Consider the following 16562-nt stretch of genomic DNA (forward strand, 5'->3'; position numbering starts at 1 on the left):
GCCCTCCCTGTGGACAACCGGCTCACCTGTCTCCGGCGACCTGGCAGCATGGCTGTGTGACAGCAGCAACGCACTCCCCCCTCTTCCCGCAGGCACCGGACTCGGCCGACGCGGTGCTCGAAGGGCTCGACCCCGAGCAGCGGGCCGTGGCCACCGCCCTGCACGGTCCGGTGTGCGTGCTGGCGGGCGCCGGTACCGGCAAGACCCGGGCGATCACCCACCGCATCGCCTACGGGGTGCGCGCCGGGATCCTCCCGCCCTCCAGCGTGCTCGCCGTCACCTTCACCAACCGGGCCGCGGGGGAGATGCGGGGCCGGCTGCGCCAGCTCGGTGCCGTTGGCGTCCAGGCCCGCACCTTCCACTCCGCGGCGCTGCGCCAGCTCCAGTACTTCTGGCCGAAAGCGATCGGTGGCTCCCTGCCCCGGCTCGTCGACCGCAAGGTCCAGCTGGTCGCCGACGCGGCCGCAGCCTGCCGTATCCGGCTCGACCGGGGCGAGCTGCGGGACGTCACCGCCGAGATCGAGTGGTCCAAGGTCACCCAGACCGTCCCGGCGGACTACGCGGCCGCCGCGTCGAAGGCCGGCCGGGAGACGCCCCGCGACCCCGCGGAGATCGCCCAGCTCTACTCCGCCTACGAGGAGCTCAAGCGCGAGCGCGCGGTCATCGACTTCGAGGACGTGCTGCTGCTGACCGTGGCGATCCTGCAGGACCGGCACGACATCGCCGACCAGGTCCGTGCCCAGTACCAGCATTTCGTCGTCGACGAGTACCAGGACGTCAGCCCGCTCCAGCAGCGCCTGCTGGAACTGTGGCTGGGCGACCGGGAGAACCTGTGCGTGGTCGGGGACGCCAGCCAGACGATCTATTCGTTCACGGGAGCAACCCCCGACCATCTGCTCGACTTCCGCGCGCGGCATCCCGGCGCCACGGTCGTCAAGCTCGTCCGTGACTACCGGTCGACCCCCCAGGTCGTCCGGCTGGCCAACGGACTGCTCTCCCAGGCCCGCGGCCGCGCCGCCGATCACCGGCTGGAACTGGTCTCGCAGCGCGCCGCGGGGCCCGAGCCGGTCTTCACCGAGTACACCGACGAGCCCGCGGAGGCCGAGGGCGCCGCGAGCCGCATCCGTGAGCTGATCGACGCGGGAGTCCCGGCGAGCGAGATCGCCGTCCTGTTCCGGACGAACTCCCAGTCCGAGACCTACGAGCAGGCCCTCGCCGACGCGGGGGTGCCCTATCAGCTGCGCGGTGCCGAGCGGTTCTTCGACCGTCCCGAGGTGCGCAAGGCGATCGTTTCCCTGCGCGCCGCGGCCCGCTTCGGCCGCAATGACGCGCTCCTCGACGACGCTCCCGACCTGCCCTCCCAGGTGCGCGCCGTGCTCTCGGGCGAGGGCTGGACGGCGCAGCCGCCCGCCGGTTCGGGCGCGGTCCGGGAGCGCTGGGAGTCGCTGGCCGCTCTGGTGCATCTGGCCCAGGACATCGCCGCCGCCGGACAGCGCGTCACGCTCGCCGACCTCGTCGCCGAGCTCGACGAGCGGGCCGGCGCCCAGCACGCCCCGACCGTGCAGGGCGTCACGCTGGCCTCGCTGCACTCGGCCAAGGGTCTGGAGTGGGACGTCGTCTTCCTGGTCGGTGTCGCCGAGGGCATGATGCCGATCACCTACGCAAAGACGGACGAGCAGATCGAGGAGGAGCGCCGGCTCCTCTATGTGGGGGTCACGCGCGCCCGTGAACGTCTCCATCTCTCCTGGGCGCTCTCCCGCTCGCCGGGCGGCCGGCCGAACCGGCGCCCCAGCCGTTTCCTCGCCGGGCTGCGCCCCGGGTCGCACGCGGTCGCCGGGCGCGGCGGCGCGGCCGGTCCGGGAGGAGTGGAGCGGGGTTCCTTCGGAGCGGGGCCGGCACCGGCCGTGGAGCGTCCGAGGCGCGGGCAGCGCAGCCCGGCCCGCTGCCGGGTCTGCGGCCGGACGCTGACCGACGCGGGTGAGATGAAGCTGATGCGCTGCGAGGACTGTCCCTCCGACATGGACGAGGGGCTGTACGAGCGGCTGCGCGAGTGGCGTGCCGACCAGGCGCGGCGCAGTGGGCAGCCGGCCTTCTGCGTCTTCACCGACAAGACACTGATCGCCATCGCGGAGACGTCCCCCGACGACGAGCGGGATCTCGCCCGCATCCCCGGGGTGGGGAGGCGCAAGATGGGCCGGTACGGGGCGGATGTCCTGGCCATATGCGCAGGCCGTGAGGGAGTCCGGGAGCGGGATCCGGACTGATGCGAACTCGTCGAAAAAATAGTTTGCGCATGCCCCAGCGATCCCCATAGGTTCTTAGGCACGGGGACAGCGGCCTTCTCCAAGGCCCTGATTCCGTGTTCTACTTGCATATCCGCGGACTGGTTCACCCCAGTCCCTGAGACGCCGAGAGGAGGCGAGTCCAGTGATCAGCATCAACACCAGCTCCATCGTCAAACTGACCGATCGCTCGGCCGTCTCCGTGTGCATTCTCGGCGCCTCGAACCAGGGCACCGGTATGTCCGGCATCCGTGCCGCACACCTGGCGTCCTCCCTCGCTCCCGCGGCTCCTGCCGTCCGTGAGCGCGATGAGCGACCGACCGAGGCACTGGAAGCAGTAGTGGCACAGGCGCAGGCCTATGCCTTTGCGGCGGCCGGTGCCGGATTCCGGAAGCAGACGACGCAGCACCACCTGATGTGGGCCTTCCGTGGGCCAGAACCCTGGAGTGATCCAGCCTGATGTGATCAGGCCGGCGCCTTCAGGGCCGCGGAACCCCATCCGGGATCCGCGGCCCTTCTGTTTTCCCCGAACGGGGAGGCAGACCGAAGCGCCTCGGGACAAGAAAAGAACCCGGTACCAAGCCGCCACCCGGCCCAACCGGCCGGAAACGACCAGACGAGGAAGACGAACCGTGCAACTCGAAGCGCACGCCCCGTCCGTACCGCCTTCCGACACGATCCCCAAGTCCGGCCCCACGGAGGACCCGACCTTGACTCCGCTCACCGCGCTCACCGCGCTCGACGACGCCATCGAGAACCTCGGCGTGCCCGTCCCGTGCCGCTCCTACGACCCGGAGGTCTTCTTCGCCGAGTCGCCTGCGGACGTCGAGTACGCCAAGTCCCTGTGCCGCACCTGCCCGCTGGTCGAGGCCTGCCTCGCCGGCGCCAAGGAGCGGCGCGAGCCCTGGGGCGTCTGGGGTGGCGAGCTGTTCGTTCAGGGAGTTGTCGTCGCCCGGAAGCGGCCGCGTGGCCGCCCGCGCAAGAACCCGGTCACGGCATGAACACCGCAGGAACGATCGACCGCCCCCTCACGCACGACCCCCAGAAGCAGGCCCCGATGATGCCGTCCGCCCACGAGCCCGCAGGCTCCGCGACCGAAGACTTCACCACCAGTGGTGCGAATGACTCGCGCCAGAACAGGACCCGAGAGATGCAACTCATCCCAGAAGCCATGGCCCGTGCGCGAATGCACGAGCGACTGCACGAGGCGCAACAGGAGCGCCAGGCCGTACGCCTGGTGACCGCGCGCCGGATGCAGCGCCGGGCGGAGCGTGCCTCCCGGCGCGCCCGCCGCGCGCTCGCGATGGCGGTCATGCAGTAACCCGATCCACCTGAAGCGGTGGCCCCCCGACGGGGGGCCGGCTCTTCTTCCCGCGGGGGTCGGTCCGTGCCAACGGACCGGCCCCCGCGGTGCGTTGCGCCGGGCGACCGAGGCACGCCCGGACGAGCCGGCGGTGGTCGCGACGGACCCGCGCCTTCACCGGCCGCCGCGGTCATGCCTCCGCGGCCGGCTCCTCCTCCAGCGGCTCCTCGGGGACGAACATCGGCAGCCATTCCTCCAGTTCGTCCCGCAGCCGTACCGTCGCGCCGAGCTGGCAGAGCACTCCGATGGTGCTCAGGGTGACCCGGTGGATCAGCAGGTAGGCCGGGGGGAGGTTGAGCTGCTTGGCGAGCTGGGAGGCGGGGGAGCGGGGGTCGGCTATCCGGGCCGCCTGGCTGCGCATCCAGCCGCGGGTGAAGGTGAACTCGTCGGCCCGGGCCGGTTCGATGATCGGCAGGAGGTAGTCGAGGACGGCGTCGGGGTCCAGCTCGATCGACTCCTTGACGAAGCCCTCCGCGCAGAGCATCTCGTAGACGGCGTCCGCGTCGCCGTCCAGCGTCATGCGCAGGGCTTCCCCGATGGGGGAGGGCAGCCCGCCCGGGAGCCGGTCGACGGTGCCGAAGTCCAGGACGCCCAGGCGCCAGTCGTCCTCCCCGTCCGGCCCGCCCGGCAGCAGACGGAAGTTGCCCGGATGCGGGTCGGCGTGCAGCAGCCGGGTGCGGGCGGGGCCGGAGAACAGGAAGCGGGCCAGGAGCTGTCCGGCCCGGTCGCGCTGTGCCACGGTGCCGTCCGAGATGATCTCCGACAGCGGGATGCCGTCCAGCCACTCGGTGATCAGCACTTGATCGCACTGATGGACCACGTCCGGCACGACGACGTCGGGGTCGCCCGCGAACTCCTCGGCGTGGGTCCGCTGGGCCTGGGCCTCCAGGCCGTAGTCCAGTTCCTCCGACACCCGGTCCTTGAGTTCGGTGATCAGCGGCTTGACGTCCATGCCGGGGATGAGCGGGCCCAGCAGGCGGGCGAAGCGGCTCAGCTGGTTCAGGTCGGACAGCAGCGCCTCCCCCGCGCCCGGGTACTGCACCTTGACGGCGACTTCGCGGCCGTCGTGCCACACCGCCCGGTGCACCTGGCCGATCGAGGCGGCGGCGGACGGCTTGTCCTCGAACTCCGCGAACAGCTCCTGCCAGCCCTGGCCCAGCCGCTCCTCGAGCACCGTGTGAACGGTGCGGGTCGGCATCGGCGGGGCCGCTTCCTGAAGCTTCGTCAGCGCCGCGCGATAGGGACCGGCGACCTCCTCCGGCAGGGCCGACTCGAAGACCGACAGCGCCTGGCCGAACTTCATCGCGCCGCCCTTGAGCTCGCCGAGCACCTTGAACAGCTGCTCGGCGGTGCGCTGCTGCAGCTCGCGGCCGACAAGGTCGGCGGACTCGCCCACGATCCGCTTGCCGAGTCCCCAGGTCGCCCGCCCGGCGAAGCCGAGCGGGAGCGCGGCCAGCTTGGCGGTCCGGGTGACCGCCTTCCGGGGAAGATCAGACATGAGCCCTCCAAGTACCTGCCGGCCGCTCCGTGTCCGCCTGACGGCGCCGCGGGGACGGCCCCTGCACGGCCATTGTCGCGCGCGGCCCCCCGCATCCGGCGGTGTGTTCTCCCTTACCTTTTCCCGAGCCGTCGTCCGTCTCCTTCCCCGGGGCTCTCCCGGCGGCTCCGCACGGGCAGCCGGAGTGGGGCCACACCGGCCGGGCGTGCCAGTGCAGGCCGGGCAGGGACACCTCCCAGCGGGCGCCGGCCGTGGACGGAACATGGCCGTCCAGGAAGGCGAGCGCGTGGGCGGCCGCCAGTCCCGCCACCGTCGTGGCCAGGGTCAGATCGCAGGCGGCGGTTGCCCGGCGCCGGCGGCCCGAGCGCCACTGGGTGACCAGGCGGGGCCAGGTCGGGTCCCGGTCGACGCGGTCCTGCTGGAGACAGCCCGCGCAGCTCGTCTCGCCGGGCAGCACCAGCGGACCCGCCACGCCGGTTCCCTCCACGACTCCGGCGTAGAGATGGGGCGTACCGGAGGTGAGGAGGGGTTCGGCGGCCGACGGATCGGGCGCGTGCACGGCGACATCGTCCCGCGGGGCGATGACCACCAGGGAGAAGCCCGGGTCGTCCTCAGCGAGGCGCGACCGGGGGGTCCGGCGCGGCGGCCGGTCCGGTGCGGCGCGTCGCACCGCGCGGCGGGCGGCCTCCTCCCGGCGGTCGCCGACGGCCTCGGCGGGCAGCCCGCCCGGTGTGACGTCCCACGGTTCGACCCGTCCGACGTCCCGCACCAGCACCTCGCCCACACCGGCCCCCGACAGCAGCGCCGCGACCGTCGCGCCGACCCGGCCCGCGCCTCTCACCTGCACCCGCATGCCGCGCCGCGCCGCGAGCCGGCGGAGCGGATCGCCGGGCCCGGAGGTGGTCAGGCTGAGGGCGGCCAGGTCCGGGCGGAGCCGTTCGAGCAGTTCCGGCTTTCCGCGCAGGGCCTCGCCGGCCGGTCCGCCGCCCCGGGAGTCGTCCAGCAGCCCGGCCCGCGTCAGCCGCCGTACGAGCCGGTCGGTGTGACCGTCGGGCAGGTCCATGCGCCGTCCCTCCTCGCGCAGGAGCTCCAGACCGCGGGTGCCGTCGAGCAGGTCGAGGAAGCTGCCCGTGGCCGTGTCCATCGGACCCACCGTCAGCGCGTGCGCCGGTGTCATGCCGAACTGCACGGTGTTGAGATCGCGCCAGCCGCGCCTGAGCGCGGGCTTGACCATCGGATGCATGACTGGCCCCCGTATGTCCAGGATCGTCCCCGTCGACGGCCGAGCCCGTTCGCGGTTCGGCCACGCATGCCAGCATGCCGGGAGCTGTCGGAGACTGCCGAAAGTTGTCCACAGGCGCCGGAATTCATCGTATAAATCCGGCGCAGGGTGAGGCGATCGCCACGGAACCGTCCCGGAGTCAAGACTTCCCCGTGTGCAGCGGGTAACGTCGGGGCGTGCCCGCCGACCCACTGCACAGCGCCGGAACGTCACAGCGCAGCACGACGAGCCAGCCGACGAACGGCTCGAGGGCGAGCGCGATCGAGGTCCGCAGGAGCACCCGCCGACGCAGAACGGTCTCCGCGTACCGCGAGGGCGATCGCACCGTCGTGCTCATCCCCGCCCGGATGTCCGAGGCGGAGGAGCAGCGCTGGGTGAACGTCATGCTCGACAAGCTGGCCGCCCAGGAGAGCCGGCGGACCCTCGACGACACGGAGCTCGCCGAGCGCGCCCGGCGGCTGTCGGACCAGTACTTCGACGGGCGCGCCAGGCCCGCCACCGTGCGCTGGGTGACCAACCAGAACACGCGCTGGGGCTCGTGCACCCCTGCCGAGGGCAGCATCCGCCTGTCCCACCGGCTTCAGGGGATGCCCGAGTACGTCGTCGACTACGTGCTCTGCCACGAGCTGGGGCATCTCCTGGTGCCCGGGCACGGGCCCCGGTTCTGGCGGCTGCTGGAGGCGTACCCGAAGACCGAGCGGGCCCGCGGCTACCTCGAGGGCGTGGTCGCGGCCGAGCGGCTGCCGCACCTCCCCGGGGGCGCGTGATGCGTGAGCACGCCCCGAGGTGAGCGCACCGTAGGCCCGTGCACGCGTTGTGTACCGGGTCTGTACCGACTTCATCCGGTGTCGGTGTTTGCCGTTAGCCTGGCGCGACGCACTCACATTCGGGATGGGGGACGGTCGTACGCATGGCCAGGGAATTCCAACGCGGCCACAAGGCCAGGATCAGTGATCTGACGGCGGGCACGGATCTGTACGTAGGAGTGCAGATCTCCGGCCCGGGGCTGAACTTCGACATCAGCTGCTTCGGTCTCGACGCCGACGAGAGGCTCTCGGACGACCGGTACTTCATTTTCTACAACCAGCCGAAGTCCCCCGAGGAGTCCATTCAGCTCCTGGGCGCCCAGGCCGGCGACACCGAGTCCTTCCGTGTGACGCTGGACCGGATTCCGCAGCAGATCAGGAAGCTGTCCTTCACGGCGACGCTCGACGGCGACGGCCAGATGTCGCAGGTCGGCCCCGGCTACATCCGTATCGTCGCGGGCGGCGAGGAAGTGGCCCGGTACCCCTTCGGCGGTTCGGAGTTCTCCACCGAGCGGGCCGTGATGCTGGGCGACTTCTACTTCAAGGACGTGTGGCGGTTCGCCGCTGTCGGACAGGGCTTCGACGGCGGGCTCGACGCGCTGCTGAGGAACTTCGGCGGCGAGGTGGCCGAGGACGAGCTGGCCGCCCCGCAGCAGCCGCAGGCCGGCGCCGCCGCGCCCGGCTTCGCACCGCCCGACCAGGCCGCGGCCCCTCCCGCGTTCGGCGTACCCTCGGGCGGCGCGCCCGCCCCGGCGGCCTCCGCCCCGGCCGCTCCCGTCCCCGCGCCCACTCCGCCCCCCGCCCCTCAGCCCGCCGCGCAGGGCTTCGCGCCGCCTCCGGGCGCCACCCCGCCGCCGGCCCCCGCGCCCCCCGTACCGCCCGTGCACTCCGCGCCGACCATCGTCGCGCCCCTGCACACCCCGCCCGGCGGCTCCCCGGTACCGCCCCCCGCCCCGGCCCCCGCGCCGTACGGCCAGCAGCCGCCGCCGTACGGCCAGAGCGCCCCGCCGCCGCCGGGCTACGGCCACCCCCAGGCACCGCAGGCACCGCAGGCACCGGCCCCGCCGCCGGGTTACGGCCAGCCGCCCATGCCCCCTCCGGGCTACGGGCAGCAGCCCCCCGCCGGCCAGGTGCCCCAGCAGCAGGCCCCGTACGGCGCTCCCCAGGGCACTCCGCAGAGCCCCGGCGTGCTCGGCGCGCTCCAGCAGTTCAAGGAGACGCCCACCGGCCGGCGCTGGACCCAGCAGAACAAGAAGCTCGTCCGCGTGGACCTCGGCATCGGCGGGACGCCCGTGCTGGCCCGGCAGGGCAGCATGGTGCTCTACCAGGGCAAGGTCGACTTCAGCTACAAGGGCGCCGGCTTCTCCGGCCGCATCGTGGGCAACGCCACCGGCCAGGAGATGCAGCTGATGCGCTGCACCGGCCAGGGCCAGGTGTTCTTCGCCGAGAACTCCACGATGCTGCACCCGATCGAGCTCCAGGGGGACGCCGTGTGCGTCTCCGCCGAGAACGTCCTCGCCTTCGACGAGGGCCTCCAGTACGAGGTCCGCCGCATCGAGGGCCACGGCATCCCCGGCGGCGCCCTGTTCACCATGCAGTTCCAGGGCACCGGCACGATCGTCGTCAAGACCCACGGCACGCCCGTGGTGCTGCCGGTCACCCCCACCACCTTCGCCGACTGCAACGCCGTGGTCGCCTGGTCGGCCGCCTCCCAGGTGGTCGTCTCCAGCCAGGTGCGGATGCGACGCAACTCCTACCCCGGTGACACCGGGGAGAGCGTCAACCTCCAGTTCCGGGGCGCACCCGGCAACTTCATCGTCGTCCAGCCGTACGAGATCTAAGGAGCCCGTCATGAACCAGCCACTCGCGGGCTTCGCCCCCGCCCCCGTCACCGCCCGCATGGAGAACCACGGCAACCACATGCTGAAGGTCGCCATGCAGACCGGTAACGACCTTCTCGCACGTGTGGGCTCGATGGTCGCCTACGAAGGGTTCGTCCAGTACGAGCCCAACCCGCCGGCCGTGCGCCAGATCGCCAAGGACTGGCTCACCGGCGAGGGCGCGCCCCTGATGAAGTGCTCCGGCGACGGCCTGCTCTACCTCGCCGACTACGGCGCCAACGTCGTCGTGATCAACCTCAACGGCGACGGGATCTCCGTCAACGCCACCAACCTGCTCGCCTTCGACGCCCATCTCACGTGGGGCGTGGAGCGGGTCAAGGGCCTGGCGAAGTTCGCCGGACAGGGGCTGTGGAACACCAAGATCTCCGGACAGGGCTGGGTCGCGCTGACCTCGCGCGGCAAGCCGATCGTCGTCGACTGCGGCGGCGGCGACGACGAGACGTACGTCGACCCGGACGCCCTGGTCGCCTGGTCCCCGAACCTCAAGGTGAAGGGCAAGCGCAGCTTCCGCGCCCAGTCGCTGATCGGCCGCGGCAGCGGCGAGGCCTACCAGATGGCCTTCTCCGGTCAGGGCATCGTCGTCGTCCAGCCCAGTGAGGACAGCACCGACCGTCTCCGGGTCCGGGGCTGAGGGGGAGCAACCACATCATGCAGAGCCCGCTTTTCGCCTTCAACGACCAGCAGACTCAGGAACGCTGGAGCCTGCAGAACCAGCAGATGCTCCGCGTCGGCCTCGAGGGCCACGACGACGTTCTCGCCCGCAAGGGCACCATGGTCGCCTACCAGGGGCTCGTCGAGTTCGACGCCGAGTTCCAGAGCAACAGCGCCTCACGCGCGCGTGCGCAGACCGGTGAGGGTCTCGACCTGATGCGCTGCCACGGGCAGGGCACGGTCTACCTCGCCAACCTCGCCCAGCGCATCCACGTCATGGACGTGGACCAGGAGGGGCTGACGGTCGACAGCAGCTATGTGCTCGCCATGGACTCCTCGCTGCACCACGAGGTCATCGCCGTCGACAGCCTGTACGGCATTTCCGGCTCCGGGAAGTACCAGCTCAACATCACCGGCAACGGCAAGGTCGCGCTGATGACCTCGGGCATGCCGCTGCTGATGCAGGTGACACCGGACAAGTACGTCAACTGCGACGCCGACGCCATCGTCGCCTGGTCCACTTCGCTGCGCGTCCAGATGCAGGCGCAGACCCATTCCTCGGGGGTGTGGCGGCGCCGCGGCAACACCGGCGAGGGCTGGGAGCTCAGCTTCATGGGCAGCGGTTTCGCGCTGGTCCAGCCCAGCGAGCTGCTGCCGCCGCAGAACGCCCAGATCGGCTCGGGCCTGTCCGCCCAGTACGGCATGGGACAGCAGGGCGCCCGCGGCCAGAACCAGGGGAACGTCTGGAGCTGACCGGCGCACGGGCGAGGGGCGACCGCCGCGGCGGTCGCCCCTCGCCCTGTGTCAGAGGCCCAGCCTCGCCCGGGTCGCCTCGACCAGACGCAGGACCGAGGCGTCGGCCACCTCCGCGAGCGCGTCGCAGGGGAACCAGCGCAGGTCGAGGGATTCGTCGCTGATCGCGGGCGCCGCGTCCGGCGCGGCCACGGCCGCGTACTGGACGTCGAGATGCCAGTGGCAGGGCGGCGGAATGGGATGCCGGTCCAGCCGCACCGGCCCGCCCGCGAGGAGCGTCAGGCCCGGGATGCCGGACTCCTCCGTGGCCTCCCGCAGGGCCGCCGCGGCGAGCGAGGTGTCACCGGGCTCGCAGTGGCCGCCCATCTGGAGCCACATCCGCAGCTTCCGGTGCAGGGTCAGCAGCACCCGGTCGCGCTCCGGGTCGATCACCAGGGCGCTCGCCGTGAGATGGCCCGCCCGGCAGGCCTTCCACATGCCGTCCGGGTGGGCGGCGAGGTGGTCCAGGTAGGCCTGGCGCAGCTCGGGCTGGTCCTCGTACCCCTTGAGCACGAGGACCGCGTCGTCGTACAGGCTCACTCGGTGCCGTCGCCCTTGCCGTCGTCCTCGCCCTCGTCCTTCTTCCTGAGGTCGGGCTTGTCGGCGGCCTCGCCGAGCATCTTGTCCAGCTCCGAGAAGTCGATCTGCTCCCGGTGCACGAACCCGTCCGGGTCGTCCAGGTCGGTGGCCGTGGGCAGCATGTCCGGGTGGGCCCACAGGGCGTCCCGGCCGTCCACCCCGCGCGCGTCGGTGAGCGAGGCCCACAGCCGCGAGGCGTCGCGCAGCCGGCGTGGACGCAGCTCCAGACCGATCAGCGTGGCGAACGTCTGCTCGGCCGGACCGCCCGAGGCGCGACGGCGGCGCAGCGTCTCGCGCAGCGCGTCGGCCGACGACAGCCGCGGCTTGGCGGCCGCGTGCACCACCGCGTCGACCCAGCCCTCGACGAGCGCCAGCGCCGTCTCCAGACGGGCCAGGGCCGCCTTCTGCTCCGGCGTGTCCTCCGGCTGGAACATGCCCTGCTGGAGCGCCTCCTGAAGCTGCTCGGGGTTCTGCGGGTCGAACTGGCCGACCACGTCCTCCAGCTTGCCGGTGTCGACCTTGATGCCGCGGGCGTAGCCGTCGACCGCGCCGAAGAGGTGCGAGCGCAGCCACGGCACGTGCGCGAAGAGACGCTGGTGGGCGGCCTCGCGCAGGGCGAGGTACAGCCGCACCTCCTCCTGCGGGACGCCCAGGTCCTTGCCGAAGGTCTCGATGTTCAGCGGCAGCAGCGCGGCCCGGCGGGCCGGACCCAGCGGCAGGCCGATGTCGGACGAACCGACGACCTCACCGGCGAGCACGCCGACGGCCTGCCCGATCTGCGTGCCGAACATGGCGCCGCCCATGGAGCGCATCATGCCGATCAGCGGGCCGGCCATGGCCTGCATCTCCTCCGGCAGGACGTCGCCCATCGCGTTCCCGACGCGCTCGGCGACCGGGTCGACCAGCTCACGCCAGGCCGGCAGGGTGGCCTCGACCCACTCCGCGCGGCTCCAGGCCACGGCGGAGTTGGCGCCCGACGGCAGCGAGGTGGCGTCGTCCAGCCACAGGTCGGCCAGACGGACGGCGTCCTCCACGGCCTTGCGGTCCGCGGGGCCCACGCTCGCGTCCTTCGAACCGCCGGCGGTCCCCTGGGAGACCGTCTGCCGGGCGATCTGCTTGGCCATGTCCCAGTTCACCGGCCCGCCCTCGTAGGAGAGCATCTGGCCGAGCTGCTGGAACGCTGCCCCCAGGTCGCCCGGGTTCAGTGACCCGAACATCGCGGCGAACGGATTGTCCGCGCCAGGGCCGCCAAAGCCTCCGGCTCCGGGCATGCCGAAACCGAACGGGTTGGCCGGGCCCTGACCACCGCCGCTCTGCGGGTCCTTCTTCTTGCCCTCGTCGCCGTCGTCCGGCTCCTCCGGCGGAAGGCCGAATCCGAATGGGGTGTCACTCACGGGATTCCTCGGCTTGTAGGGCCGCCGGTTCTTTCCGGCGGCACGGCTGCCCGACAACACCACCCAGCGTAGACACCTGAAGCCGTTCGGGCCTCGGTGCTTCGCCGACAGAAGGCCTGCGGCAGGATGGATGCCACCTGGTACGTACGCGTCGCTTGCGCTCGTACTGAAGACAACCGCTGGAGACGCCCGGTGAGTTCCCCAGATCCGCAGGTTCGCGCAGCGCGAAACAACTCAACCAGTCCCGCCGCCGCACGCGGGCCCGTCGTCGCGGTCACCGGAGCCGCGTCCGGCGTCGGCGCGCTGCTCACCGCGCGGCTCGCCGCGTCGGAGGAGATCAAGCAGGTCATCGCCATCGACGAGCGGCGCGGGGAGTGCGCCGAGGCCCGCTGGCACATCCTGGACGTACGGGATCCGGCCATCGCGGACAAGCTGCGCGGCGCCGACGTGGTGGTCCACCTGGCGCTCGACCTCGATCTGGAGACCGACGCCGCCGCCCGGACGGCCTACAACGTACGGGGCACCCAGACGGTGCTGACCGCCGCCGCGGCCGCCGGAGTGCACCGCGTGGTGCTCTGCACCTCGACGATGGTCTACGGGGCGCTGCCGGACAACGAGCTGCCGCTCTCCGAGGACGCGGAACTGCGCGCCACGGCCGAGGCCACGGGCGTCGGCGACCTCCTGGAGATCGAGCGCCTAGCGCGCCGGGCACCCCGCGCCCACCCGGGTCTCAATGTCACCGTGGTCCGCCCCGCCGTGCTGGTGGGAGGCACCGACACCGCGCTGACCAGGTACTTCGAGTCGCCGCGGCTGCTCGTGGTCGCGGGGTCACGGCCCGCGTGGCAGTTCTGCCACGTCGACGACCTGTGCGGCGCCCTGGAGTACGCCGTGCTGGAGAAGGTCGAGGGCGAGCTGGCCGTCGGCTGCGACGGCTGGCTGGAGCAGGAGGAGGTCGAGGAGCTCAGCGGGATCCGGCGGATGGAGCTGCCGTCGGCGGTCGCGCTCGGCGCGGCGGCCCGGCTGCACCGGATCGGGCTCACCCCGTCCCCGGCCGGGGACCTGGCGTACACGATGTACCCCTGGGTGGTCAGCGGGAGCCGGCTGCACGACGCCGGGTGGCGTCCCGCGCACACCAACGAGGAGGTGCTCGAGGAACTGCTGGAGGAGGTGTCCGGCAGGCACACGGTCGCCGGCCGGCGGCTGGGGCGCAAGGACGCGACGGCCGCGGGCGCGGCGGGCGCGACGGTGGCCCTGCTGGGCGCGGCGGCGGTGGTGCGACGGGCGAGGAAGGCGCGGCGGCGGATCTGACCGACGGGCGCGCGGTGTCCCGGTTCCTCCTGTAGGAGGCTCCGAACGGGCCCGCGCGTGTACCGGGTGATGGCTCAATTCCGCGATGCCGGCGGGGTGGGGCACGATGGGGACATGGCATCGACGCACGATCACCCGGGTGAGCAGGCAGCACAGGATCCGCTCAAGCTGATCGCGATCCGCGACACGCCGCTGTCGGTGGACGAGGTCCTCCGCGCGGTCGGGGACGACGCGGCCGGCGGGACGGCGCTGTTCGTGGGGACCGTGCGCAACCACGACGGGGGCGCGGACGTCGACGAGCTCGGCTATTCGAGTCACCCCAGCGCCGAGGACGAGATGCGGCGGATCGCCGAGAAGGTCGCCGCCGAGTTCCCCGTGCGGGCGCTCGCCGCCGTCCACCGCGTGGGGGATCTCAGGGTCGGTGACCTCGCCGTGGTCGTCGGCGTGTCGTGCCCGCACCGGGGGGAGGCCTTCGAGGCCTGCCGGAAGCTGATCGACGACCTCAAGCACGAGGTGCCCATCTGGAAGCACCAGAAGTTCTCGGACGGGACCGAGGAGTGGGTGGGTGCGTAGCGCCGTCGTGGGTGGTGGCGGTCGGGTGACGGCAGGGCGGTGCGGCGCGTAGCGCCGTCGTCGGGGCCTCCGGTTGCGTAACCGCACCCCTGAGGTGAGCGTTGTCACTGCGGATGGTTAATCTGCTGATCACTCAGTTGCGGACGCTCATGGGGTTGGGAGGTCGGCATGGCGGCGCTCGCCTGGTTGCTGATTCCGCTTGTGGCCGCGATCGGAGCGGGGCTGTGGGGCAGTTGGGCCAACAGAACCCGCAAGGTGCGCAGCGACGGGCCCGAACTCATCGGTTACGCCCGTTTCCGCGAGGCCATGGAAAAGCCGCGCTCGGACCGCTGAAGCAGGAAAGCAGCAGGTCACGGCGTACGGTTCGGTCAGGGCCGCCCGTCCGGGCGGCCCTGACGGTGCGCTGACAGGCCCGTCCCGTACTGTCGATGCATGCCACGCCGCACCGCGACGATGCTCGCCTCCACCCTGATGCTGATCGCGTTGCTGTGCGCGGGAGTCTTCATCCCCGTGCCGTACTCGGAGATGTCGCCGGGGCCGACGGTGAACACGCTGGGCGAGCACGACGGGGAGCCGGTGCTGCAGATCGCCGGGCACAAGACCTATCCGGCGGACGGTCATCTCAACATGACCACGGTGCGGGTCACCGGCGCCGACTACCGGATGAACCTCGTCGAGGCCGTCTACGGATGGCTCGCGCACGACAACAAGGTCGTTCCGCACGAGACCCTCTACCCCGACGGCAAGACGGAGGAGGAGTCCACCCAGGAGAACGCCGAGGAGTTCAGTCAGTCCCAGGAGAGCGCCAAGGTCGCGGCCCTGGAGGCACTGGACGTGCCGGTGAAGTCGTGGGTGATCGTCGCCACCGTGGTCAAGGGGTCCCCGTCCGAGGGCAAGCTGCACGCGGGCGATGTGATCAAGGCCGTCGACGGGAAGGCCGTGAAGGAACCGGCCGACGTCGCCGAACTGGTCACCGAGCACAAGCCCGGCGAGGACGTCGTCTTCACGATCGTCCCCGCCGAGGAGCAGGCCGCTGCGGAGAAGGAGCAGCGGACGCCGGAGAAGACCGAGAAGGTCACCATCACCACCACGACCTCCGACGACGCCGGCGAGGAGCGCGCCATAGTCGGGATCTCCGCCGGCACCGACCACACCTTCCCGTTCAGCATCGACATCAAGCTCGCCGACGTGGGCGGGCCCAGCGCGGGCCTGATGTTCGCCCTCGGCATCTACGACAAGCTGACCCCGGGCAGCCTGACCGGCGGTGCGTTCGTCGCCGGGACCGGCACGATCGACGACGAGGGCAGGGTCGGGCCGATCGGCGGGATCGAGATGAAGACGGTCGGCGCACGCGACAAGGGCGCCGAGTACTTCCTCACACCCGCCGACAACTGCGCGTCCGCCGCCAAGGACACCCCCGAGGGCCTCACCCTGGTGAAGGTGGACACCATCGACGACGCCCTCGGCGCGCTGGCGGACATCCGCTCCGGCGACACCGCCGGCCTGCCGAAGTGCACGGCGTCCTGACCGGACGCCCTACTCCGCGAACGTCGCGGTCAGCGCCTCCGCCAGACCCGGCACCAGGTCGGAACCGGTGAGGACCTCCGTGGGCGAGTCCTTCTCGCGCAGCCGCAGCGCGGACTCGCGCGCGCCGTCGCGCAGCACCGCGACCGTCATCCGGACCTCCTGACGCTCCGGATGCCGGGCCACCCACTTGGTCAGCGCGGCCTGGTCGAGGTTCTCCGGGACCTGTGCCTCCGCCGACGGCGGCAGCATCAGACGTTCCACGGTCAGGGCGCAGCCGGCCACCGCCTCGGGCCAGGCGATCGTGCCCAGGAACTCGTCGAGCGGCTTGCCCGTTGGAATCTTGTCCTGCTCGATCGGAGTGAAAGCGGTGGCCTCCTGCTCGCCGTCGAGGCCGAGCCGCCCCGCGAGCGAGGGCTGCTCGGCCCGCAGCCGGGCGGTGTCGACGAGGGCGAACAGGCGGGCGGGCTGGTCCCAGCCGAGTCCGGAGGCGTACTCGTCGATCTCGAGCACGGCCCGGGTGAGCGGGTTCGCGGCCATGGGTGTGTTGGACATGGTCACAATCCTCTCTCGTTCCTGGGCCGAATCGGGAACCGAGTAAAGCGTGAG

Annotated in this window: 17 protein-coding genes; 12 read left to right on the forward strand and 5 right to left on the reverse strand. The window is 71.8% G+C overall.

What is annotated here, in order from left to right; translation table 11 throughout:
- Window positions 1-56 precede the first annotated feature (56 nt).
- The 4 genes from ACZ434_RS14640 to ACZ434_RS14655 all read left to right on the forward strand — a co-directional run bounded on the left by ACZ434_RS14640 (window position 57) and on the right by ACZ434_RS14655 (window position 3603).
- Window positions 57-2264 (forward strand): ATP-dependent DNA helicase UvrD2, encoded by a 2208-nt coding sequence (locus ACZ434_RS14640; RefSeq protein WP_468455521.1) that lies wholly within the window; start codon window positions 57-59, stop codon window positions 2262-2264.
- 163 nt (window positions 2265-2427) lie between these two features.
- On the forward strand, window positions 2428-2742 hold the full coding sequence (locus tag ACZ434_RS14645) for a hypothetical protein (RefSeq protein ID WP_468455523.1): 315 nt from the start codon (window positions 2428-2430) through the stop codon (window positions 2740-2742).
- Window positions 2743-2914: 172 nt separating this feature from the next.
- On the forward strand, window positions 2915-3283 hold the full coding sequence (locus ACZ434_RS14650) for a WhiB family transcriptional regulator (protein WP_468455525.1): 369 nt from the start codon (window positions 2915-2917) through the stop codon (window positions 3281-3283).
- Complete coding sequence (locus ACZ434_RS14655) at window positions 3280-3603, forward strand: hypothetical protein (RefSeq protein WP_468455527.1); 324 nt, start codon at window positions 3280-3282, stop codon at window positions 3601-3603. The genes ACZ434_RS14650 and ACZ434_RS14655 overlap by 4 nt, the downstream gene beginning before the upstream one ends.
- Before the next feature lie 172 nt (window positions 3604-3775).
- Here the strand turns inward: ACZ434_RS14655 and ACZ434_RS14660 are convergent, their stop codons facing one another.
- The gene (locus ACZ434_RS14660; protein WP_468455529.1) at window positions 3776-5143 is read right to left on the reverse strand and encodes an ABC1 kinase family protein; all 1368 of its coding nucleotides are present in this window, start codon (window positions 5141-5143) and stop codon (window positions 3776-3778) included.
- Window positions 5136-6386: a ThiF family adenylyltransferase gene (locus ACZ434_RS14665; RefSeq protein WP_468455531.1), complete on the reverse strand. Its 1251-nt coding sequence runs from the start codon at window positions 6384-6386 to the stop codon at window positions 5136-5138. The genes ACZ434_RS14660 and ACZ434_RS14665 overlap by 8 nt, the downstream gene beginning before the upstream one ends.
- A gap of 215 nt (window positions 6387-6601) precedes the next feature.
- On the opposite strand from ACZ434_RS14665, the gene ACZ434_RS14670 reads away from it, so the two are divergent.
- The 4 genes from ACZ434_RS14670 to ACZ434_RS14685 all read left to right on the forward strand — a co-directional run bounded on the left by ACZ434_RS14670 (window position 6602) and on the right by ACZ434_RS14685 (window position 10536).
- Complete coding sequence (locus ACZ434_RS14670) at window positions 6602-7192, forward strand: M48 metallopeptidase family protein (RefSeq protein WP_468455533.1); 591 nt, start codon at window positions 6602-6604, stop codon at window positions 7190-7192.
- A gap of 143 nt (window positions 7193-7335) precedes the next feature.
- Complete coding sequence (locus ACZ434_RS14675; protein ID WP_468455535.1) at window positions 7336-9072, forward strand: TerD family protein; 1737 nt, start codon at window positions 7336-7338, stop codon at window positions 9070-9072.
- Between the two features lie 10 nt (window positions 9073-9082).
- Window positions 9083-9763, forward strand: coding sequence for an AIM24 family protein (locus ACZ434_RS14680; protein ID WP_030219997.1), 681 nt, complete (start codon window positions 9083-9085; stop codon window positions 9761-9763).
- A 17-nt stretch (window positions 9764-9780) separates the two neighbouring features.
- Window positions 9781-10536 (forward strand): AIM24 family protein, encoded by a 756-nt coding sequence (locus ACZ434_RS14685; RefSeq protein WP_468455538.1) that lies wholly within the window; start codon window positions 9781-9783, stop codon window positions 10534-10536.
- Between the two features lie 51 nt (window positions 10537-10587).
- On the opposite strand, the gene ACZ434_RS14690 is transcribed toward ACZ434_RS14685, so the two are convergent.
- A complete protein-coding gene (locus ACZ434_RS14690) occupies window positions 10588-11115 on the reverse strand; it encodes an NUDIX hydrolase (RefSeq protein WP_468455540.1) in 528 nt (175 codons plus the stop codon).
- On the reverse strand, window positions 11112-12548 hold the full coding sequence (locus ACZ434_RS14695) for a zinc-dependent metalloprotease (protein WP_468455542.1): 1437 nt from the start codon (window positions 12546-12548) through the stop codon (window positions 11112-11114). Before ACZ434_RS14695 ends, ACZ434_RS14690 begins: the two co-directional genes overlap by 4 nt.
- A 192-nt stretch (window positions 12549-12740) precedes the next feature.
- On the opposite strand from ACZ434_RS14695, the gene ACZ434_RS14700 reads away from it, so the two are divergent.
- The 4 genes from ACZ434_RS14700 to ACZ434_RS14715 all read left to right on the forward strand — a co-directional run bounded on the left by ACZ434_RS14700 (window position 12741) and on the right by ACZ434_RS14715 (window position 15956).
- Window positions 12741-13856: an SDR family oxidoreductase gene (locus ACZ434_RS14700; protein ID WP_468455544.1), complete on the forward strand. Its 1116-nt coding sequence runs from the start codon at window positions 12741-12743 to the stop codon at window positions 13854-13856.
- 114 nt (window positions 13857-13970) lie between these two features.
- Window positions 13971-14429 (forward strand): molybdenum cofactor biosynthesis protein MoaE, encoded by a 459-nt coding sequence (locus ACZ434_RS14705; protein ID WP_468455546.1) that lies wholly within the window; start codon window positions 13971-13973, stop codon window positions 14427-14429.
- Between the two features lie 168 nt (window positions 14430-14597).
- A complete protein-coding gene (locus tag ACZ434_RS14710; protein WP_228969642.1) occupies window positions 14598-14762 on the forward strand; it encodes a hypothetical protein in 165 nt (54 codons plus the stop codon).
- 99 nt (window positions 14763-14861) lie between these two features.
- On the forward strand, window positions 14862-15956 hold the full coding sequence (locus ACZ434_RS14715) for a YlbL family protein (RefSeq protein ID WP_468455549.1): 1095 nt from the start codon (window positions 14862-14864) through the stop codon (window positions 15954-15956).
- A gap of 9 nt (window positions 15957-15965) precedes the next feature.
- On the opposite strand, the gene ACZ434_RS14720 is transcribed toward ACZ434_RS14715, so the two are convergent.
- Window positions 15966-16508, reverse strand: a complete 543-nt coding sequence (locus ACZ434_RS14720; protein ID WP_468455551.1) for a PPA1309 family protein — start codon at window positions 16506-16508, stop codon at window positions 15966-15968.
- Window positions 16509-16562: the final 54 nt, after the last annotated feature.

It is taken from the genome of Streptomyces sp. NPDC030893 (assembly GCF_055571535.1).